Raw genomic sequence first — 21,331 nt, 5'->3', positions numbered from 1 at the left:
CTTCCTCTCCAAGGGAGAGATTTAATGAGATAAAAGGCCTGAACTCTGTAATAGCTGCCGTGCGCGTTGCATGTCTTCCCCAACGCGTAAAGCAGCATCCAAAGCACGCAAGCCAGCGTCTCCATCCACAATAACGGGTTTACCATCTAAGCAAGACGCAACAAACGCATCATGCTCGGCCGCCAAATTATCATGATCACGCCACTGCACGCTCTGACGCCGGAAGCCACCGCTCCCCGGCATTATCAGACCTTCTTTTCGGTTAATAAAGGATAATGTGCGGCTTGTAAAATCGGCTGAGAGGTAGCCTTCTTGGCCAAATAAACGCATCTTCCGCTCTGTTTTAAACGAGACGCGGCTTGCTGTGATAGACGCTACACAACCATTGGCAAATTGTACCCGCGCATTGGCAATATCCTCATGCGCACTGGAGACGGCAGCGCCCATCGCATTAATGTGATGAATGGGACTATCTACAAGGGCTAGGATGAGATCAAGATCGTGAATCATGAGATCCAGCACAACGGAAACATCCGTCCCGCGCAATTTATATGGGGCAATGCGTGTTGCCTCTATGTAAAGAGGGTTTTTAATGCGCGCGCTAATGGCCTCATACTCAGCTGAATAGCGTAAAAGGTGCCCTACTTGCAGGATTAACCCTTTATCGTCCGCACAACGGACAAGAGCCTCTCCATCCTGCCGCGTAGAGGCGAGAGGCTTCTCAACAAGAACATGACATCCTGCTTCAAGAGCCTGACAAGCTAGGCTGTAATGCGCCTCCGCTGGTGCGGCAATAATAACCGCATCGCAATGCGATAACAGCGAAGCGTAATCTTTAAACGCAATGGTACCAACCTCATGCGCTATTTTTTGAGCGCGCACATGATCGGAATCGTACACACCTGATAAAACTTCCCGTGAATGACGGCTGGCTTGCAAGGCATGAAACCGGCCAAAATACCCAGTCCCTACCACTGCGACATTAAGGCTTTGTTTCTTCATCATGCTTTGGAGCATATCAACAAGGTGATGTCGCGCAAGCCACTAACGCCCTACATTCCATATCTGTGTATAATGGTTGCATTAAAATCGCTAAAAGGGCATGGTCTGCACCATCTATGGGATGGCCTTTGGCCTCTTCATTATTAACGTTTTTGAGGTTCTTGAACCCCCTATGTTGTATTATAGCCGCCTCAGGATGTTGGGCGTGGCGGGTGTCTGCCTTATTGCTGCCCTGCTTTGCCTACCTAACTTTATGAAGTCCCCCTTGCCTTCATTGCCTTGGCATCAAGTGCATCTGGGCCTCGACTTACGGGGCGGTTCTTACTTGCTATTGCAGCTTGATACACAAACCCTTCAGCATGACCGCCTACAATCTTTAGAAGGCCAAGTCCGCCAGAGCCTATTAGACTCCCATGTAGGCTATCGCGACATACGACGTGATGACGCTCAAGCCTCGCTAATCGTTACACCACGTGCAGCTATGGAGCATGATGCAGACCGTAACGCATTAGAAGCCTTAATCTCTGCAACACCGGGGGAAGTTACTCTTGAGGAACAAGCTGGTAGTTTCATCCTTCGCCTGACGAAAGAGTCCATTCGTAACCGTGCACGGGAGGCCGTAACACGCTCTATCGAGATTGTCCGCCGCCGTATTGATAGCACCGGGGCCATCGACCCCAGTATCGCCCGTGAAGGGGAAGACCGCATCGTCCTGGAGCTACCGGGCATTAGCGATCCACAGCGTATTAAAGCTCTGCTCGGCACAACAGCACGGATGACCTTCCATCTTCTCTCCCCTGACCTAACCCATGCAGGGCCCGGTACCACCTTACTTCCACTTGCCGATGGACATGGGCAACTTGCTGTAGAAGATAAAATTGACGTTGATGGTGCCAACCTTGCCGATGCCGCTGCGACAATGAGCGATAATCAATGGGTTGTGTCCCTAAAGTTCGACAATAAAGGGGCAGAAGATTTCGCGCGCATCACCACAGCAAATGTTGGCAAGCCATTCGCCATTGTGCTTGATGGCCGTATCCTAACCAGCCCCGTCATTAATGGCCCCATCACAGCAGGGCAAGGCATCATTACAGGGAGCTTCTCCGCACGTTCTGCTTCAGACTTGGCGTTGTTGCTCCGCGCCGGGGCTCTCCCTGCGCCACTCACTGTGGTGGAGCAACGCAGCATCGGCCCAAGCCTTGGGGCGGCCTCTATCCATGCGGGGATTATCAGCCTGGCGGTTGGATTTGTTCTCGTTGTGCTATTTATGCTCCTCTTTTACGCTCGGTTTGGCTTCTATGCTGATATAGCTCTGTTTGCCAACTTAGTGCTTATCTTGGCTGTGCTGTCACTCTTTGAAGCAACACTGACCCTACCGGGTATGGCCGGTATTCTCCTCACACTCGGTATGGCTGTGGATGCGAACATCCTCATTAACGAGCGTATCCGAGAGGAAGTACGCCTTGGGCGCAAGCCACTCCAAGCGTTGCAGGTTGGCTTCCAACGCGCGACAGGGACCATTATTGATAGTAATGCCACTGCGTTTCTTGCCCATGTGATGCTCTTTGTCTTTGGTACAGGGGCAGTGCGTAACTTCGCGCTCACCATTACCATTGGTATCGCCACGACGTTGTTCACAACCCTCATTGTCTCGCGCATGCTTATCATTCGTTGGTATGCACATAAACGCCCACAAGAATTGCCGGTCTAATCATCATGTTTTCTCATCCCCTTCTTCGTTTTGTACGTGATGACCGTCAGATCCACTTTATGCGTGGACGTCATGCAGGTCTGATCATCTCTGCGCTACTCTCTATCGCGTCTCTCCTATTGTTCTTTAAGCCAGGTTTAAATCTCGGCTTGGACTTCCGCGGTGGGGTAATTGTGGAGACACACTCCCCTTCCGCAGAGGACCCCGCCCATATGCGGGCCATCCTCAAAGCTGGACAGGTTAATGCAGCCTCAGTTCAAACATTTGGCTCGCCACAAGATATTCGTATTGCCATCAATCTCCCCCGCGGCGGAGAGGATGAGCATGTGACCCAAAAACTCGTCGATCATGTTCGTTCAGTAATCACTCAAGCCATCCCCGGTGTGCAGATTCAACGTGCTGATGCTGTTGGTGGCTCTGTCTCCTCTGAATTATTTCGTGATGGTATTCTGGCCCTGCTCTTTAGCTTGGGCATGATTCTCGTCTATATCTGGTTCCGTTTTGAACGTGAGTTCGCCCTTAGCGCAGTCATCACCTTGATTTTGGACCTTACCAAAACGATTGGCTTTCTCGTCATCACACGTTTTGAGTTTGACCTTGTGATGGTCGCAGCGCTTTTGACCATCCTCGGCTATTCTACGAATGATAAGGTGGTTGTGTATGACCGCGTACGGGAAAATCTGCGTAAATACCGCACCATGCCTTTGCGGGATTTGTTAGACCTTTCTATCAATGAGACCCTTAATAGAACTTTAGGGACTTCAATGACGGTCTTCCTCGCCGCACTGCCCCTCGCCCTTTTTGGCGGGAGTACGTTAACAGGTTTTGCAACCGTGATGCTCTTTGGCATCGTCGTTGGAACATCATCCTCCATTTTTATTGCGGCCCCGCTCCTTCTCTTAATGGGACGCAAACGATTAAGACCAGCCGAGCAATAAAATTTACCAGCCTTAAAAAAAGGGAGCATTTGCTCCCTTTTACGTATTGATCTGTCCTCTTTTCAAGGTGGGTCAATGCGGGAAAAGATCTAAATAATTCTTCAATACTTGATCTGCTTGAAAATCAGAACGGATCGTCTGAGCGCTCAGGTTATGGAGAATGATCTTCCGCGTTACCTCATCCATATGAATAAGCACCGGCATATCTTTTTGACGTAGTCTACCTAGCATAAACTCCCCTCGAGCCATCCCATTTATGACAAAATACGTATAGAGATGAGCATTGGGAGAAATAGGTATACCAAAAGCAGCATCACCTGCCTTGCTGACATCAATGAAAACCAAAGAATAAAGGGCAACGCTTAGCATTGCCCAATATTTCATTATCTTATGAACAGAAAATCTCTTCATTGTTCGGAAGTACGTCCAGCAAGAATGTCGCGAATTTCTGTCAAAAGAATTTCTTCTTTTGTAGGCGCTGGAGGTGGAGTTGGCTTTTCTTCTTCTTTGCGATGTAATTTGCTAATTAAACGCATAACCCAAAAGACAAAAAAGGCAATGATTAAAAATTGGATTACCGCATTAAGGAACAAACCAACATTAATTGTCACAGATCCAGCTTTTTGCGCCTCTGCCAACGTATCCTTTACAGGCCCTTTTAACGTAATAAATACGTTGGAGAAATCTACACCGCCAGTCAGGCAGCCTAAGACTGGTGTCAGAATGTCCTTAACCGCACTATTTACAATGGCAGTAAAAGCAGCACCGACAACCACACCGATAGCGAGGTCCATCACGTTGCCGCGCATAATAAACTTCTGGAAGTCGGCAACCCAACCAGGAGATTTAATACGACTCATAAACTCGACCTAACTCTTAAAGTGAAACGCCCTAACAAGCCCATGCCTATAGAGGCGTAAGACAATAGAGAGACATATTGTATATGTTCGCCAAAACCACAAGCGGCCCTCCTCATAAGAACCCCATAAAAAGAGAGGAAACGCGCTTTATTTTATAGAAAAAATCCTGTAAGAGAGCTGCGTCTGCTCCGGTCGGCATCGGAGTTTCTTTTTTTATAGATTCAGGAAATACTATGAAATCCGGCATCCACCCCGACTATCATGAAATCACAGTCGTGATGGCTGATGGCAGCGAATATAAAACCCGCTCCTGCTATGGCGAGCCTGGTGCTACGCTACGCCTTGATATCGACCCCAAAACCCATCCAGCGTGGACAGGTGTTCAGCGTATCTTGGATACAGGGGGACAGGTTGCAAAGTTCAACAAACGTTTCTCCGGTATTGGTAATATTAAGAAGTAATATCTTCTTTTTACACAGACCTCTGTTATGGAACCCTCTCTTTCTTCTGAAAGTAGAGGGTTTTTTATAAGCTGGAGGATTTATCTAACTATATCATATTATTCTACGCTTGACGTTACCTCCATCCTCAAGCATTGTAGCGGGACTGTCGTGCATTATGCAGGCACCGCCTCTTTCTAGGTGGCGGGTGATTCTTTTTCAGAGTGGCCCGGGCTTGCCAAATGCCGGACCATATACCGCTCTATAAAAGGACCGCCTTGACATGACTCTACCGTTAATGCCCAAAGCGACCGCCGTTTGGCTTATTGAAAAAACTGCCCTCACATTTGACCAAATTGCCGTCTTTTGCGGCATGCATCCCTTAGAAATTCAAGCTATTGCGGATGGTGAAGTTGGCGGGGGAATTAATGGTTATGACCCCATCAAAAATAATCAACTCACCGAGGCAGAAATTAAACGCTGTGAGGCCAATCCTACCGCTCGCCTCACGCTAAAAGCGGCTCCCAATCCTGTTGCACGACGCGCTAAGGGCGCACGTTATACCCCAGTCGCAAAACGGCATGATCGGCCAGATGCTATCGCCTTTATTCTGCGCCAATTCCCCCAACTTAATGATACGCAAATCGTCCGTTTATTAGGGACAACAAAAGATACTATTGCCAAAATCCGTAATCGTGAGCACTGGAACAGCCCAAATATTAAACCGCGCGATCCTGTTATCCTAGGCTTATGCACACAAACAGACCTTAACGCCGCTGTCCAAGCAGCAAATGACCGTCTTGTACGTGAAGGAACACCTTTGCAGGATATGCATGAGAATGATCCAAACCGTCTTTTTTCCTCTCATGATGAAACAACCGACGGTTTTTAAAAGATGAAGCACAACTCAGCCCCCTTAGTGGGTGTGATTATGGGTAGCCAATCTGATTGGGAGACAATGCACCATGGGTGCGAGCTGCTAGAGAAGCTCGCCATCCCTTACGAGGCACGTATCGTCTCCGCCCATCGAACCCCGGACCGCCTCGCTTCATACGCGAAATCGGCCCATGATAGGGGGCTGAAGGTGATTATCGCCGGAGCAGGTGGTGCGGCTCATCTCCCGGGTATGTGTGCCGCTTGGACAAGCCTACCTGTCTTTGGTGTACCGGTCGAAAGTCGAAGTTTAAAAGGGCAAGATAGCTTGCTCTCCATCGTCCAGATGCCTGCCGGTGTCCCTGTTGGAACTTTAGCGATTGGTCGTGCAGGGGCTGTTAATGCGGCTTTGCTAGCGGCGTCTGTTCTGGCCCTCTCTGATGCAGAGTTGGCCAAACGCCTTATTGCTTATAGAGAGACTCAAACAGCTTCAGTCGCGGAGGTCCCCGTTTAATGGCACAGCAGCCCTTACAACCCGGCGCGTGGATTGGCATCGTAGGGGGCGGGCAGCTCGGCCGCATGTCCGCTATGGCTGCGGCGCGGCTTGGCTATAAGGTCCATATCCTCTCCAACACAGCCCCCAGCCCAGCGGCGGAAACATCTGCCAAAGTAACGATCGGCTCTTATGATGACCCTTCATGCTTAGAGAACTTCGCCCAGAGCTGTGATGTCATTAGTTTTGAGTTTGAGAATATCAGTGCCAGCGGCTTAAAACATTTAGCACGTTTTTGCACTGTTCATCCTTCAGGGCATATTTTGGAGACCAGTCAGGACCGCATTGCTGAAAAAACAATGTTGGGTTCTTATGGTTTACCTGTCGCCCCGTGGCGTGAAATCAAAGGGGCTGAAAACCTCGCAGCACTAGCCTCCTTCGGCTTCCCATGTATTTTAAAGACAACCCGCTTCGGATATGACGGCAAAGGGCAATTCCGCCTTCCAGATGAGGAGGCGTTTCAGGCTCTATTACGCCAAGCTGATACCCTCCCTTACCCCCTCGTTGCCGAGCAGCATATTGATTTCGCACGAGAGATAAGCGTCATGGTCGTGCGCGGTCATGATGGGACTGTCCGGTGTTTTGATGTAGCGGAAAATCACCATCGTGAAGGGATTTTACGCGTCTCCATCGTCCCTGCCCCTATCATGCCTGCCTTAGCTGAGGAGGCGCAAAAACTCGCTGCACAGCTTGCTGAAAAACTAGGTTTAATCGGCATTATGGGGGTAGAACTTTTTGAAGATAAAAATGGCAAGCTCCTTGTTAATGAGATTGCCCCTCGCCCTCATAATTCTGGCCATTGGACGATGAATGCCTGTCTGGTGGATCAATTTGAGATGCATATACGCGCGGTTGCAGGGTTACCGCTCCCTCCGCCTCGGCGTCATTCTGATGTGTATATGCATAATCTCATTGGCCCTGAAGATATGGCCCTCCTGCCAGAGATTGTAGCGGAGGAAAATGCCTCTCTCCATCTTTATGGTAAAGAAGATGCCCGCCCGGGCCGTAAGATGGGCCATGTAAACCGCATCTTCCCACGCGGGGGATTACCTGGTGCTATGGTTTTACAAAATTATAAACCGTGCCTGAAACAATAAGATTCACAATGTCTATTATCTGGTAGATCATCCCTCGGACAATAAACCAAGTTGGCGAAAACTCGTTAGATTTTTGCGCGTTACAATAAGATGATCTACCAATTTAACATCTATCACATCTAAAGCTTGTTCAATATTTTGAGTCATCACGACATCCCCTTGAGAAGGCGTAATTTGTCCCGAAGGATGATTATGCACCATAATGATGCTGTATGCTTTTAGCTCGATACATCGTTTTGCAACTTCACGCGGATAGACAGGAGCATGGTTGATTGTCCCTCTGCTTTGGATTTCATCTAAAATAAGACGGTGATCTTTATCAAGAAATAAAAGCCGAAATTGCTCTATACGCTCTCGTGCCATATGCACCATAAGATAATCATAAAGTAATTCAGAATGTTTCAAGAGGTCCCCTTTTGGTAAAAGAGCGCGACTATATCGATGTGCTAACTCTTTTAACACCGCACATAAAACCGGAAGTGCGATTGTTTCTTTTGGTATTTTCTGCCAATCACTAGAGGATGTACATAATAACTCGGCTAATGAGGTGTAATGCTCCTCCAAGTAACATGCTAACTCTTTTTGAGACTCAGATGCAGCAAAAACGAACGAAGCAAGATCTTTAAAAAGATCCTCACGCGCTGGCTGGCTTAAACATGTTTGTGAAAATTTTAGAACATTTTGCTGGGACACGTTCTATAATAATCCAGCCTCACTCATGCTTACACTCCATTCCGGTGCGATTAAAATACCTTCGTGCAACGTAATAGACAAAGCCCGTAATGCCTGTTTCAACCCTCGCACATCTGCGGCCAATGCAGTAGCAGGGGCTTGAGGATGATAATAAACAACAATGAGGGCTGTAGCATGACACTCCAGAAGAGCACAAGCTATTGTACGATATGAAGTACGCAAGCTAGCCTTTGTATCAAGATTTTTTTCCTGAATAAGACTATTCTTACTATCTAAACAAATAAGGCCAATAGTCGGCTTGGAAATGCCTTGTAATGTCCCTTGTAGATACCGCATTAACGCATCACTACTGCCCAATTGCAAAGGGAGGTCTCCATCATGCTCCACTAATGACCGAGCGGCTAATACGGGTAATTGCAAAAGTTTTATGAGCCTATCATTCAGCCCAGCGTCTTTTAAAGTTGTTGGTGATGCTTGTAATAATGTTCCCAAATTTCCAAACTGTGCAAGAAGTGCCTTAGCCTGTGGTTTAGTATCGCGCCGCGGAATGGCATAGAACAACAAAACCTCCAGCAACTCGTAATCTGCCAAAGTTTCTGCTCCATGTGCAAGAATGCGCTCTCGCATGCGGGCCCTATGCCCTAATTTGGATGATGCTACTTTACTCACAATCTGCGGTTATGTCCTAGCTATTAGAGGATGATCGCATTATATCAGATAATTGTGGTTGATGATCTTTTTTCCCCCCGTCTTTCGCCCTCCGAGCCTGATTATCTCGTTGGGCTAAACGCAGAGCAACGCCTTGCTGTAGAGACAACAGAAGGCCCCTTGCTGATTCTCGCCGGTGCGGGAACGGGCAAAACCCGTGTGTTAACAACGCGCTTTGCTCATATTCTGCTCCAACAGCGCGCTTGGCCGGAGCAGATTCTGGCCGTGACCTTTACCAATAAAGCCGCGAAAGAAATGCGCGAGCGTATTAGCGTGATTTTGGATAAACCGGTCGAAGGGCTTTGGTTAGGGACGTTCCACTCCCTTTGTGCGCGTATGCTCCGCCAGCACGCCCCCCGTGTTGGGCTAGAGCGCAGCTTTACCATTCTTGATGCTGATGACCAACTACGCTTGCTCAAGCAAGTGATGGAACCTTGGAAGCTGGACCTCAAACGCTGGCCCCTTGCCCAGCTGATGCACCAAATCCAGTTATGGAAGGATAAAGCCCTCCTCCCTGAGGAAATTACCGCCGCGCATGATACGGACCTCGCTAATGGGCAAGCGCGTGCAATTTATGCAGCGTATCAAGCCCGACTAAAAGAGCTTAATGCCTGCGATTTCGGCGATTTAATGCTCCATATGGTGACCATCTTCCGTCAGCATCCCGATGTTCTTGCTCAATATCACCATCGTTTCCGCTATATTTTGGTGGATGAGTATCAAGATACAAACGCCATCCAATATCTATGGCTACGTTTATTAGCCAAACATCCTGACGGCGATCCTGCAAACATCGCTTGCGTGGGGGATGATGACCAATCCATCTATTCTTGGCGCGGGGCAGAAATTGCTAATATTCTGCGGTTTGAGAACGATTTTCCCGGTGCGCGTATCATTCGGCTAGAGCAAAATTACCGCTCTACACCGCGCATCCTTAGTGCTGCCTCTCATATCATTGCCCATAATGAGGACCGGTTGGGCAAAACCCTCCGCCCCGGTTTAGAGAGTGATGAGGGAGAGTTAGTAGAGGTCATCAGCACGCCTGATTCCGATGATGAAGCCCGTATTGTGGGGATGCGTATTCAGACCCTCCATCAAGGGGGACAGGCTTATGGGGATATGGCTATTTTGATGCGCGCTGGCTTCCAGACGCGTCCTTTTGAGGAAGCCCTCATGCGCATGGGGATTCCGTATCAAATCATCGGGGGCCTTCGCTTTTATGAGCGGGCTGAAATCCGCGATGCGATTGCCTATATGCGGGCCGTTCTTTACCCGTTAGACGACCTCGCTTTTGAGCGCATCGTTAATCTTCCCAAACGTGGCTTTGGTAATGTGGCACTCTCCCGCCTGCGCCTTACTGCGCGCGAAGCGGGACGCTCTCTCCAACAGACCCTCCAACAACAAATTGAGCATAAGCTCATCAAAGGGAAATCTGCCGCTACATTAGCCGAGCTACTCGCGGCTTTGGAGAAAGCACGGAAGATTGTTGCCAAAGAGGGGCATGTAGTCGCAACCGAGACTATCTTAGAAGAGAGCGGCTACCTCACGATGTGGCGTGATGACCCCAAAACAGTAGAAGCCGCTGGACGCTTGGATAATATAGGTGAGCTTCTCCGCGCCATTGGAGAGTTCCCCACGATGGAGGCCTTCTTAGAGCATATTGCTCTCGTTATGGAGAGCGATACCCTCCAAGAAGAACGCGACAAAGTAAGCCTTATGACACTCCATGCCGCTAAGGGATTGGAGTTTCCTACCGTGTTCCTTCCCGGTTGGGAGGAAGGGATTTTCCCTTCTCAACGCTCATTGGATGAAGGGGGCAATCGCGCTTTGGAGGAAGAACGCCGCCTTGCTTATGTTGGGCTTACCCGTGCGCGGGAGCGGGCAATTATCCTCCATGCCGCAAGCCGGCGTATTTATGCGAATTGGCAAGATTCCATCCCCAGCCGGTTTATTGAAGAATTGCCCGATGAGCATATTAAACGGTATAACCCTGCGCGCCATAATCCGCGTCCCGGTTCCTTTTTTGCACGCCAAGCTCAGGCCAACATGAGCAGGTCTCCCTCCTCTAGCCGTTATAGACCAGAGGCCCTCTCCAACCGTCCTACCATTCCCCTTGGGGCGACTGTGCAGCATAGCCGCTATGGTGAAGGCGTGGTCATTGGTGTTGAAGGGGAGCGACTCTCCGTTAATTTTGAAGATGTCGGCCTAAAACGCATCATGGCCGGTTTTGTAAAGGTCGTATCATGAAGGCAAAACAAAGCCCCATCGCCCCATCCCATATTGGCACACGCCATGCGCGTATGTTGGAGACCCTCTCCATTGTGGTGGAGGAAGCACATGTTCCACTTTTTGAGCAAGTTCTCCTCGGGGTGTGCGATACAGTCGGGATGTTTGAGGAAGATGATGAGCAACGCTATTGGCGGTTAGAGGCCGTTAAAGAACGCGGCAAGAATGAAGATGAATTAGAAAATGGCCTCGCCCTTGTCCGTGCTATGACAGGTGTTGAGGCCCCGCTCCTCCGGCGGGAAACGGAGGCAGAAGGATGGTTAGCCCGCACACAAGAGGCCTTTCCTCCTCAATATGTCGGGCGGCGTTTTTGTATTCGTGGAACACATTTAAAAGATAAGGCGGCGCGCAACCGGCTGAATATCACCTTAGATGCCGGGATTGCTTTTGGCTCTGGCGAGCATGGCTCTACGCGTGGATGCCTGCGCGCTTTAGAACGCATTGCGTACCGCAAACCACAACATATTTTAGATATGGGCTGCGGCTCTGGGATTCTTGCAATGGCTGCTGCGCGGCTGTTCCATCGTCCCGTTTTAGCGGTGGATATTGAGCCTTGGTCTGTCCGTGTGGCGGCCTCTAATGCACGGTTAAATAAATTGGGGCCGTTATTAGAGTGCCGCTTCGGCAATGGGTGGCTAACCGAGAGCGTGCGCAAAAAAGCCCCTTACGACCTTGTTTTTGCCAATATCCTCGCCCGCCCACTATGCCGTATGGCCAAGGATTTAGCCTACTATTTACAAAAAGGGGGTACGGCCATCCTTGCTGGGCTGCTCACCACGCAAGCGCGCATGGTTCTTGTCGCTCATCAACGCCAAGGGCTGGTTTTAGAACATCATCTAAAAGAAGGTGCTTGGAGCACCCTCGTCCTCCGCAAACCTTTTTAAGCGAATCCTTTCTCCTATCTGCATGGTGCCCCTATGTCTTTATCGTCTCTTCCACTAAAAGACCGTCCCGCTCTCGTGCGCCAACAATTCCCGCATTTTGATATTGCAGGGTTTATCGTAACGCGCGGGGATGAATATTTGGGGGAATATGTTGCCCCCTATGCAGAGCGGCTCGCATGGTTGACGGGTTTTACCGGTAGCGCAGGGCTGGCCATCTTACTAAACGATAAAGGCTGTGTCTTTTCGGATGGACGCTATACCGTGCAGATGAAGGACCAAACCCTCCCCGAGCATTGGGAAACGCGCCATAGTAGCAAGACCCCGCCCCGGCAATGGTTAGAAGAACATGCCCAGGGCTTACGCATTGGTTATGACCCAAAATTAGTCAGCCAGCGGGAGCTTGCAGCATGGTCCTCTCCCCATATTCAGCTCATCGCCCTAGAGGGCAATCCCATTGATACCGCTTGGACTGACCAACCCGTCCCCCCAACAACCCCTATCATCCATCATCCATTAGAGTTTACCGGCAAAACAAGCCGCGAGAAACGAGCAGAGCTTGCCCAACAATTACGCAAGGCAGGCCAAGAGGCCATGATTATAGCCGATTGCCCGTCTCTCGCTTGGTTACTCAATATCCGGGGCCATGATATTGCCATGACCCCCATAGCCCATGCTTATGGTATCCTTTATGCGAGTGGGCAGGTTGAGATTTTTGCTGAACAAAGCCGCTTTCATGATGCTGTAGAAGATGACGGCATTTTACCAAAAGCCCCATCTTCTTTACCAACGGCTTTACAACATCTTTCCGGCAAACTTGTCCGCCTAGACCCAGCAACAACCCCACTCTGGTTCCGTATGACGCTAGAGGCAGCAGGGGCTGAAATTGCTGATGGGCCAGACCTCTGCACATTGCCCAAAGCGATAAAAACCAAGACAGAGCAAGACGGTAATCGCCGGGCGCATCAGCTTGATAGTATTGCCCTTGCCCGTTTCCTCCATTGGGTAGAAAAACACGGTGTTGGCCAGCGTGAAACGGCACTTGCTGCGAAGTTAGAATCATTCCGGGCTTTATCACCTGATTATAAAGGCCCTAGTTTCGAAACAATCTCCGCAGCGGGGCCGAATGGGGCTTATCCTCATTACCGAGCGGAAGTAGGGCACGATAGTATCCTCACAGAAAATTGCGTCTATCTTGTCGATAGTGGAGCGCAATATCCCTTCGGCACCACCGACATCACCCGCACTCTATGGATTGGCCCTGATGAGCCACCAGCCGCCCTTAAAAAGGCCTTTACTGCTGTGTTGCGCGGGCATATCGCGCTAAGCCGCCAACGCTTCCCGCACGGCCTACCGGGGTATCGGCTCGATAGTGTGGCACGTTCTGCCTTATGGAATATGGGGCTGGATTTCGACCACGGTACAGGCCATGGCATTGGGAGTTATCTCTCCGTCCATGAAGGGCCGCAATCTATCTCCGTAGCACCAAGGCCAACCGGGTTAGTACCGGGTATGATTCTCTCTAACGAGCCCGGCTATTATGAGGTCGGTGCGTATGGGATTCGGATTGAGAATCTCCTTTTAGTGAAGGAAAGCACACTTAACGGCCCATCAGGCCCCTTCTTGGAGTTTGAAACCCTCACTCACACACCCATTGATAAACGTCTCATCGACACGGCGCATCTCACACCAGATGAGCGGCAATGGTTGGACCGTTATCACGCCACAGTGCAGGAAAGATTATTGCCCCTCCTAGAGAGGGAGCTTCATGAGTGGGTGAAAGAAAGCTGCGCCCCACTCACCTAAATAAGCCCATAAAATAAGGACGGTGCCTCCCCCTTAGGCAGCGGGGAGGTCCTCCTCCAACACGGTGAGGTTGACGGCATAAGAGACTTCGCCCTCATCCTCATCACGATATACCGTCCCTACAACCTCGCCTGCCACAGCGATCTCCACACTCATACCCTTACGAGGGGGGACATTCACCGTCAGCTTGGGAGACCCTAAGAGACGTTGTAACGCCGCCTGCAAGCGCAGGATTTCAGAGTGGGACATATCAGCCATAAAGCAAACTCCAAAAAGGGGAAAATACCTTCCCTCTCTAACCCATTGCTGAGAATACTAAAACCCATCTTCCCGATGGAAAGGAAAACATGATAGATCATCCCATATATTTTTATTCTACTCATTAGTGGGAGAGACAATGACGTTCCCAAAGGCCATACGCTGCCTTGCTTGTTTTTTACCTGTAACTCTCACGGCTTGCGGCTATTGGGATGCACGGGAGGCACATCGTGCGCAATATGAAATGATCGGCATGACAACATACGATCTACAAGCCTGTGCAGGCGGCCCTAATTCGACAAAGACGTTAAACGATACAACAGCTGTTTGGGAATATGACATTAATCGTTCTATTCCCTCTCTTCCGGATTCTGGTTTGATTCCTGCCAGTGCGGCCATTAGTGCGTATCAATCTATTTTTGGTGGGGCTGGGGCTAGCTGCCGTATGCTCGTCCGTATAGATCACGACCGCGTTTCAGAAGTCCATTATGCGGGTGATGATGATGAGTATCTCGGCCAAGATGGCATTTGCTCCATGCTTACACGCGGCTGTGCGCGTCAGCCAGAAGGGACAATGCGGGATGCACCAGGCATCTGGCCTATGGGGCCAATCTCTGCGTTCCATTCTACACCAACGCCAGAGCAGAGCCCCAAAGCCACCTATTCAGACCAATCGGGTAAATATGTACCTTTCTATAAGCATAAGCCCGGCACACCTCTCATCCAGCCTGCCCCTAAGGATGGAACAATACCAGATGTTCCCCGTAACCATGGGCTAATTAATATCCAACAGGGCGATAACGGCCTGCCTATTATTAATAACCCTGAGGAATAAAAGGGCTGATATTACGACAATAAATCCTTCATCCGCCTTACCGAGGGCCCCAACCCAACAAAAATGGCCTCGCCGATTAGAAAATGCCCTATATTTAACTCTTTGAGATGCGGTAATTTTGTAATCGGCGTAACATTTTCATAGGTCAGCCCATGCCCCGCATGGAGCTCCAACCCTACCTCCCCAGCAATGCGGGCAGCCTGATGCAACCGCTCCAACTCGCCCGCTTTGCCTGCAGCATAGCCCCCCGTATGCAGCTCAATCACCGGGGCCCCCAAGGCCGCAGCAGTGCGGATAGCCTCTGGCTCTGGGTCGATGAATAAAGAAACACGGATACCCGCTTGAAGCAGGCGCGTGATATGCGGAGCGAGATGATCGCGCAGACCGATCACATCCAAGCCGCCTTCAGTTGTCAATTCCGCCCGTCTCTCAGGCACTAAGCAGCAGGCATGAGGCTTTAAGTTGCACGCAATAGCGACCATCTCATCGGTAACAGCCATCTCAAAATTAAGTGGAGCGGGCAAAGCACGCAGCCGTTTTACGTCTTCATCTCGGATATGACGGCGATCTTCCCTCAAATGCGCGGTAATCCCATCAGCACCATGCTGTAGAGCGAGCTCTGCCGCGCGCACAGGGTCTGGATAAGCCTCACCACGCGCATTTCGTAATGTCGCAACATGATCCACATTAATACCAAGACGAATCATCGGCTTATCCTTTCTTGCTCACTTGCAGTGAGACTCAGTCACTGCCCGTTGATGCGCCATATCATGGGCCATTCTCATCGCTGATAAAAGACTAGAACAATCCGCACGGCTTTTTCCTCCACGCCCCACGGCAATATCAAAAGCTGTACCGTGGTCAGGTGAGGTCCGAATAATGGGAAGGCCCAGCGTGATATTCACCCCCCCTGCCATATCAAGAGTCTTTACAGGGATAAGCCCTTGGTCATGATATAAACAAATCGCCGCATCATAATGGCTACGCACAGCGGCACTAAACATCGTATCAGGGGGCATCGGGCCAATAACATTAATGCCCTCTTTAGTAAGAACCTCAATAGCAGGGCGGATAATCCGCACCTCCTCATCCCCCATCATGCCATGCTCCCCAGCATGAGGATTAAGACCTGCAATAGCCAATCTAGGATTCGTAAGCCCAAAATCACGCTTTAGAGCCTTGGCCGTGATTTTACTGACCTCAACAATACGCTCCGCCGATAAACACTTAATGGCCTGCTGGAGAGAAACATGAATACTCGTCAAAGCGACCTTCAGTTCTGGGCAGGCGAGCATCATCACCTCTTGCCCTGAAGCCTTACATAAGGAGGCAAGAAACTCCGTATGTCCCGGATGAGGAAACCCCGCAGCCGCTAATACATGCTTAGCAATCGGGTTAGTCACCACAGCCCCAGCCTGACCCGCCAAGCTATAATGCACAGCTTGTTTTATACTCTCTATAACTGCGGGGGCATTTTGTGGAGAGGGCTTACCCGGCTGCACAACCTCCGGGCACGATACCCTCTGAACGGGCAAAGCATGGGCAAAACAAGCTCTCGCCTCTGCTGGGTGAGTGATCTCTTGCCATACAATCGCCTCACCCAACAAAGTCGGGTCACCAATCCAGAAAAAGACACATCCCGTATCCCGCAATGCCTGCCAAACACGGCCTGTTAATTCTGGCCCTATGCCAGCGGGATCACCCATTGTGAGTGCGAGTGGTGCCGCCTTCATATCGTCTCACTCCGCTAAGGCTGCGAGAATGCGCACCCAAGAGCGGATCCCATGATGAAAAGACTCAAAACCATATTGCTCATTAGGGGAATGAATATGATCATCCGCTTGAGCAAACCCCACCATCAAGGCATCCATCCCCAAAGCATGCCGGACTTCCTCCGCAACGGGGATAGACCCACCACAGCCCGTTGTAACGGCTGGCTCGCCCCATTCTTCACTCAAGGCTTTGAGTGTTGCGGCAAGATATGGGCTCTCTTTTTCCACCGCAAAACCAGCAGAGGCCCCATGTGATGTAAAAGTGACAGTCACATCCTCTGGCAGGTTATCACGCACATAAGCCCGAAATGCCTCCCGAATCTTCAACGGGTCCTGCCCCGGCACAAGGCGAAACGATAATTTTGCTGAGGCTTGAGCCGGGATAACGGTTTTAAACCCATCATCTTGGTACCCACCGCCAATGCCATTAACCTCAAAACTAGGACGACACCATGTTTGCTCTATTGCGCTAAAGCCTTGCTCCCCTGCCGCGTGAGACAAGCCAACCTCACCTAACAAAGCAGAATCATCAGGGTATAAATGCGCCCATTGTGCCCGCGTTTGCCCATCTGGCACGGCCACACCATCATAAAAACCGGGTAAGGTGATGCGGCCTGTTTCATCGCGCAGGCCACTAATAAGGCGACATAACAAATAAGCAGGATTAGCCGCCGCATTGCCATACATGCCAGAATGTAAATCTTGCTTAGCCGCTGTTAGACAAATCTCCTCCGCCACCGTACCGCGCAGAGAGGTTGTAATGGCTGGGGTATGACGATTAGGCATCGCCGTATCGCAAATAAGGGCGATATCAGCGCGTAAATCAGCCTGATGCGCCTTGAGGAAAGGCAATAGATTCTCTCCGCCTGTTTCCTCCTCCCCTTCCAAAAGGATAGTCACCGCCACAGGCAAGCGGCCATGCACCGCCTTCCACGCTCGACAGGCCTCGATAAAGGTCATCACCTGTCCTTTATCATCGCTTGCTCCGCGTGCCACGATGACCTTCCGTCCCGTTTCATCCTCCTTTATGCACGGCTCAAAAGGCTTACTATGCCATAGATGATCCGGGTCCGTTGGCTGAACATCATAATGCCCATAGAAAAGAACATGCGTTTGCCCAGCCTTGGCATAAGCGTCATTCTCATCGGCATGGCCAACAACCATCGGATGCCCCGGCTCAGCCCATTTGACATCGTGCGTCTCTGCTGCAAAGCCTATAGTGCGCAACTCCTCAACCAACCATTGTGCAGCGCGGCGACAATCCTCACGATGTTCCTTTTGCGTGGAAATGCTAGGGATGCGCAGCAAATCAAAAAGCCGCTCGCGGGCAACATCTTGCTGCTCATCAACATAATGAAGAACGCCTGAGATCATCTTATTCATCTGTTTGTGCATCCCCGTTTGCATCAGGATTATTAGATAATGTTACGCCAAGACGTGTTGGCAAGGGAGCAAGATCATCCTCCACCTCGTCTGGCTCATCATCTTCTTCATGATCCGTCGCATTATGTGGCTCTGGCACTAAATGTGGCTTTGGTTTTACATATAAGGGTGCTGGAGCAAACGCCCGAGACTGTTGGTTATCAGCCCTCTCCAAAGGACGTTCCGCAATTTTAGTTTTTTGAGAGAGACCTTCTATAAAAGCTTTAAAAATTTCATACTGACGCTGAGCATTATGCTCCCGACACACAAAGGCATGAGCATTATCCCGTAATTTTGCCCATAAGTCTGGATCTTCATAAAGCCGAATGACTTGCTGAGCAAAATGCTCGGGAGCATTAAACCCACCATCTAAGGCTTCCTCTTCATCCTTCCAGCCCAAACGCTCCATCTGTGGTGTGCTTAATATAGCTGGAACCCCCTGCGCTGCAGCTTCCAACACTTCTAAAGCTTGCATACCTAAAACACGCGCAGGGTCGACCACAACACGGCATTTTTCTAAAAACGAGGAGAGCTTCCCTTTTTCGGCTAGGCCATCCAAAGGAGCCATACGCTCATAAAAACCAATATCAACAAGAGGATGATGGTACCCGCTAACCCCTATCGACAATTGTGCATCAAAATATCGTTGCAAATGAGGCATAACAGAGAGACAAAACCAGTCAAACCCGTCATGCCCCGCATCCCCCGCATGATAAATAGGGAGGGGGAACAAAGCACCATTGCGTTGCTGAAAAGTTCCATGCCCATCATGAGCTATATGTTGTGGGGCAACCGCATAAGGTATCTGAACAACATTACCATATCCTAAACGGCGAAGAAGAGTAACATCTGATACATCACCAGCAACAATGCCTTGGCACAGCCAAGCATATTCAAGCTCTTCTTGGGCTTCTTTTAGCAAGATTTGTGGCTCATCTACCATGCCGACAAGACGTCGCAAATGCCTTTCTGCAGCTTTTATTCCAACGCCATTTTGCTCCACAACATCTAGGATAATCCTCTTCTCAGAGGACAGCCATTCCCCAGAGGCCAAGACAGGTCCAACCCGCTTTAATGTGGCCGTCCCTGCTAACCAAAATAAATCCACACCATTTTGATGCTGCTGTAAAAACGCCGCTATATCCCCTACACCACGCCAGCATTCTGTATCAGAAGGATAATCCCTTGGGATAACGAGCCTATCCTCTTCTCCACGATCTAACCCGACGATCATTACCCGCCACCCTAGCCGGCGAAAAAGATGAATTTGTTGAATAATACGTCGCGCTGGTCCTCCCTCTACCGTGCGAGGTAGGTGAGGAAACAACATCATCACCTTAGGACGGCTTTTTCCTTCCATAACTGTCCCGCGGGATGAAATAGCGTGGGTTGGTAAAAAATTAGGGAAAAGCCGTCGTAATAACGCGCTACAAACCGGCGTATTGACGTAACCTTCTACCGTTGCATGTAACGCTTTGGCTTGCACTAACGGCCAATAAAACAATGTCTCCCCTATGGCCCTTAAGGCAATAGAAAGACACGTAAAGAGAGGGGCAGCCTCTTGTCCTTCCAAATAAGCCAAGGCTTGCTCAAGGCCTTTACGCTGGCAAAAAAGCAATCCCCCTTGCACAGCGTCTATTTCACGCTCAAAGCTGACTGACTGCGCTAACGCCTCTGCCCCTTGCGCGCATAATGTTACACTGCCATCTCGCCAAACGGCACTACCAGCCTCTAAAACTTGATTATTGGCTGCTAGAATTTTCCCACTTCCCCCCACGTGAGGCACAGCCATAGCCTGCAACACGGCAGGCAATGTCATTGGCAGAAGCTGCATCCCTGATTCCATCAGCAAAATACGGTCACTGCGGACTAAGGGAAGAATTTTTCCTAAACGTTGCCAAGATGACAGATGCTCATCATCATTATAATACTCAATTCCCTCAATGCTATTATTAAGTCGCCCTTGTACCACGTGATTACTTGGGCCTGCCCAAATAATTTGCAATCCCGCTATCCCTTGCATCTGAAGAGATATGAGACTTGCAATATCTAACAAGTAATTCCCTTGTGAAAAAAGTATTACTGTTAAGGAAGGAATAGAATGTGCCTCAAACCGTAACGGTTGACGAAATAAAGACGGTAAACTTGCTTCTATTTTCTTTAACGCCAAGGCTCTAGCAGCCGTGGACGAAACAGCAGAATGAGCAACGTCATCGCCTTTTTCCTGCCGCATCACCCACAAATGAAATGGATTCTCCGCATGAGCGCGATGGAGTGCAGCAGGAAGATCTAAACTCTCTATAAAAGCCCGCATATCTAATGCAGTAGATGGATTACGCTGCTCACGAATACCGCTACGCATGAAATGCGCATACCCATTACGAAAAGCCCCTTGATTTACGGCTTCGCGTACATCTGGATAAGTTTCTAAATAATACGTTTCATCAAAATAAGGGTTAGGGTTAAACTGAGATGGCTCATCACAACATAAGTAATGATGAAGCGCATTGATAAAATCACCAGTCTTAATCAGCTCTTTTACATCAGGATATTGCTCAAGATACCAAGAGGGGTCAAAATACCAGGAGGTGCGCAGTCTGCCCATCTCCGCATGTTCAAGAGACAAATATTGAGAAAATGTCCCTTGGGATGGATCAAACGGGATATCCTTATTTAAACATTCCCGTACAAAAACTTCAGGTTCAAAAAAAGGATGCGGCGTCCGAAAATGATGATCACCAACAGATAAAAAATGATCATACGCATTAACATAACCAGCGTTACGTAAGGCACGTAAACCATAATCGGGATTTTCTTTAAGATAATATTCGGCAGAAAATAACCAATGGCCTACACAACTTTGACAACCAACCTCGATGTAATGTTGAAAACCGCTGCGAAAAATTCCCTGTTCTTCTATGCTGCGACGTACATCAGGATAATATCTTAAATACCATTCCTCATCAAAATATCGGTTAGGCGAGGTGACCCCTTCTATCTCACCCGCCTCCCACCGCTCAGCAAGCGTTTGGTCGTCCAATTCTATACCCATTGCTCTCAGCACATGTGCATAACGACGACGATACCATGCAGCATCAAACCCGTACCAAACAGGAATCTTAACGTTTTGACTCGGAGTTGCGCCGAAAAAAATCCCGGTCTGGTCCATATGTCTGTCTGCTAACCTTTCGTACTA

General features: G+C 49.6%; 20 protein-coding genes. 10 read left to right on the top strand and 10 right to left on the bottom strand.

The window, feature by feature from the left end:
* Window positions 1–21: 21 nt before the first annotated feature.
* Window positions 22–1,005, bottom strand: a complete 984-nt coding sequence (locus tag NQF64_RS02570) for a Gfo/Idh/MocA family protein (protein WP_266106360.1) — start codon at window positions 1,003–1,005, stop codon at window positions 22–24.
* A 169-nt stretch (window positions 1,006–1,174) separates the two neighbouring features.
* On the opposite strand from NQF64_RS02570, the gene secD reads away from it, so the two are divergent.
* Together secD and secF are read left to right on the top strand one after the other, a co-directional pair.
* Entirely contained in the window at window positions 1,175–2,713 is a 1,539-nt protein-coding gene (secD, locus tag NQF64_RS02565; protein ID WP_266106583.1) for a protein translocase subunit SecD, read from the top strand.
* Between the two features lie 5 nt (window positions 2,714–2,718).
* On the top strand, window positions 2,719–3,651 hold the full coding sequence (gene secF / locus NQF64_RS02560) for a protein translocase subunit SecF (protein ID WP_266106359.1): 933 nt from the start codon (window positions 2,719–2,721) through the stop codon (window positions 3,649–3,651).
* A gap of 72 nt (window positions 3,652–3,723) precedes the next feature.
* On the opposite strand, the gene NQF64_RS02555 is transcribed toward secF, so the two are convergent.
* Entirely contained in the window at window positions 3,724–4,062 is a 339-nt protein-coding gene (locus NQF64_RS02555) for a hypothetical protein (protein WP_266106358.1), read from the bottom strand.
* The gene (mscL, locus tag NQF64_RS02550; RefSeq protein WP_099027347.1) at window positions 4,059–4,511 is read right to left on the bottom strand and encodes a large conductance mechanosensitive channel protein MscL; all 453 of its coding nucleotides are present in this window, start codon (window positions 4,509–4,511) and stop codon (window positions 4,059–4,061) included. The genes NQF64_RS02555 and mscL overlap by 4 nt, the downstream gene beginning before the upstream one ends.
* A gap of 233 nt (window positions 4,512–4,744) precedes the next feature.
* On the opposite strand from mscL, the gene rpmE reads away from it, so the two are divergent.
* From rpmE to NQF64_RS02530, 4 genes are all read left to right on the top strand, one after another.
* Window positions 4,745–4,972 (top strand): 50S ribosomal protein L31, encoded by a 228-nt coding sequence (gene rpmE / locus NQF64_RS02545; protein WP_099027348.1) that lies wholly within the window; start codon window positions 4,745–4,747, stop codon window positions 4,970–4,972.
* Between the two features lie 262 nt (window positions 4,973–5,234).
* The gene (locus tag NQF64_RS02540) at window positions 5,235–5,843 is read left to right on the top strand and encodes a DUF1013 domain-containing protein (protein WP_099027349.1); all 609 of its coding nucleotides are present in this window, start codon (window positions 5,235–5,237) and stop codon (window positions 5,841–5,843) included.
* A 3-nt stretch (window positions 5,844–5,846) separates the two neighbouring features.
* Window positions 5,847–6,338, top strand: a complete 492-nt coding sequence (gene purE, locus NQF64_RS02535; RefSeq protein ID WP_266106357.1) for a 5-(carboxyamino)imidazole ribonucleotide mutase — start codon at window positions 5,847–5,849, stop codon at window positions 6,336–6,338.
* Window positions 6,338–7,474, top strand: a complete 1,137-nt coding sequence (locus NQF64_RS02530; RefSeq protein ID WP_266106356.1) for a 5-(carboxyamino)imidazole ribonucleotide synthase — start codon at window positions 6,338–6,340, stop codon at window positions 7,472–7,474. The genes purE and NQF64_RS02530 overlap by 1 nt, the downstream gene beginning before the upstream one ends.
* Window positions 7,475–7,501: 27 nt before the next feature.
* On the opposite strand, the gene NQF64_RS02525 is transcribed toward NQF64_RS02530, so the two are convergent.
* The gene (locus NQF64_RS02525) at window positions 7,502–8,167 is read right to left on the bottom strand and encodes a JAB domain-containing protein (RefSeq protein WP_266106355.1); all 666 of its coding nucleotides are present in this window, start codon (window positions 8,165–8,167) and stop codon (window positions 7,502–7,504) included.
* Between the two features lie 3 nt (window positions 8,168–8,170).
* Window positions 8,171–8,794, bottom strand: a complete 624-nt coding sequence (locus tag NQF64_RS02520) for a JAB domain-containing protein (protein WP_266106354.1) — start codon at window positions 8,792–8,794, stop codon at window positions 8,171–8,173.
* 96 nt (window positions 8,795–8,890) lie between these two features.
* Between NQF64_RS02520 and NQF64_RS02515 the strand changes: the two genes are divergently transcribed.
* Genes NQF64_RS02515 through NQF64_RS02505 form a run of 3 tightly spaced genes read left to right on the top strand, consistent with a single transcriptional unit; the run spans window position 8,891 to window position 13,848 of the window.
* Window positions 8,891–11,122, top strand: a complete 2,232-nt coding sequence (locus tag NQF64_RS02515) for an ATP-dependent helicase (protein WP_266106353.1) — start codon at window positions 8,891–8,893, stop codon at window positions 11,120–11,122.
* Window positions 11,119–12,045, top strand: coding sequence for a 50S ribosomal protein L11 methyltransferase (locus NQF64_RS02510; protein ID WP_266106352.1), 927 nt, complete (start codon window positions 11,119–11,121; stop codon window positions 12,043–12,045). The genes NQF64_RS02515 and NQF64_RS02510 overlap by 4 nt, the downstream gene beginning before the upstream one ends.
* A gap of 33 nt (window positions 12,046–12,078) precedes the next feature.
* Complete coding sequence (locus tag NQF64_RS02505) at window positions 12,079–13,848, top strand: M24 family metallopeptidase (protein WP_266106351.1); 1,770 nt, start codon at window positions 12,079–12,081, stop codon at window positions 13,846–13,848.
* A 33-nt stretch (window positions 13,849–13,881) separates the two neighbouring features.
* Here NQF64_RS02505 and NQF64_RS02500 read toward each other — a convergent pair whose 3' ends face one another.
* The gene (locus NQF64_RS02500; protein ID WP_099027357.1) at window positions 13,882–14,106 is read right to left on the bottom strand and encodes a DUF3126 family protein; all 225 of its coding nucleotides are present in this window, start codon (window positions 14,104–14,106) and stop codon (window positions 13,882–13,884) included.
* Window positions 14,107–14,245: 139 nt separating this feature from the next.
* On the opposite strand from NQF64_RS02500, the gene NQF64_RS02495 reads away from it, so the two are divergent.
* Window positions 14,246–14,941: a hypothetical protein gene (locus NQF64_RS02495; RefSeq protein WP_257875188.1), complete on the top strand. Its 696-nt coding sequence runs from the start codon at window positions 14,246–14,248 to the stop codon at window positions 14,939–14,941.
* Between the two features lie 11 nt (window positions 14,942–14,952).
* Here the strand turns inward: NQF64_RS02495 and NQF64_RS02490 are convergent, their stop codons facing one another.
* Genes NQF64_RS02490 through NQF64_RS02475 form a run of 4 tightly spaced genes read right to left on the bottom strand, consistent with a single transcriptional unit; the run spans window position 14,953 to window position 21,304 of the window.
* A complete protein-coding gene (locus tag NQF64_RS02490) occupies window positions 14,953–15,648 on the bottom strand; it encodes a pyridoxine 5'-phosphate synthase (protein ID WP_266106350.1) in 696 nt (231 codons plus the stop codon).
* Window positions 15,649–15,666: 18 nt separating this feature from the next.
* Window positions 15,667–16,674 carry a 4-hydroxythreonine-4-phosphate dehydrogenase PdxA gene (gene pdxA / locus NQF64_RS02485; protein ID WP_266106349.1) on the bottom strand — a complete coding sequence of 336 codons (1,008 nt, stop codon included), beginning with the start codon at window positions 16,672–16,674 and terminating at the stop codon, window positions 15,667–15,669.
* A 6-nt stretch (window positions 16,675–16,680) separates the two neighbouring features.
* Window positions 16,681–18,096 carry a M20/M25/M40 family metallo-hydrolase gene (locus NQF64_RS02480; protein WP_407651783.1) on the bottom strand — a complete coding sequence of 472 codons (1,416 nt, stop codon included), beginning with the start codon at window positions 18,094–18,096 and terminating at the stop codon, window positions 16,681–16,683.
* A complete protein-coding gene (locus NQF64_RS02475) occupies window positions 18,089–21,304 on the bottom strand; it encodes a glycosyltransferase (protein ID WP_266106348.1) in 3,216 nt (1,071 codons plus the stop codon). The genes NQF64_RS02480 and NQF64_RS02475 overlap by 8 nt, the downstream gene beginning before the upstream one ends.
* Window positions 21,305–21,331: the final 27 nt, after the last annotated feature.

It is taken from the genome of Bombella saccharophila, assembly GCF_026385475.1.
In the GTDB taxonomy this organism is placed as follows: domain Bacteria; phylum Pseudomonadota; class Alphaproteobacteria; order Acetobacterales; family Acetobacteraceae; genus Bombella; species Bombella saccharophila.
This window is presented reverse-complemented; position numbering and strand designations above follow the sequence as displayed.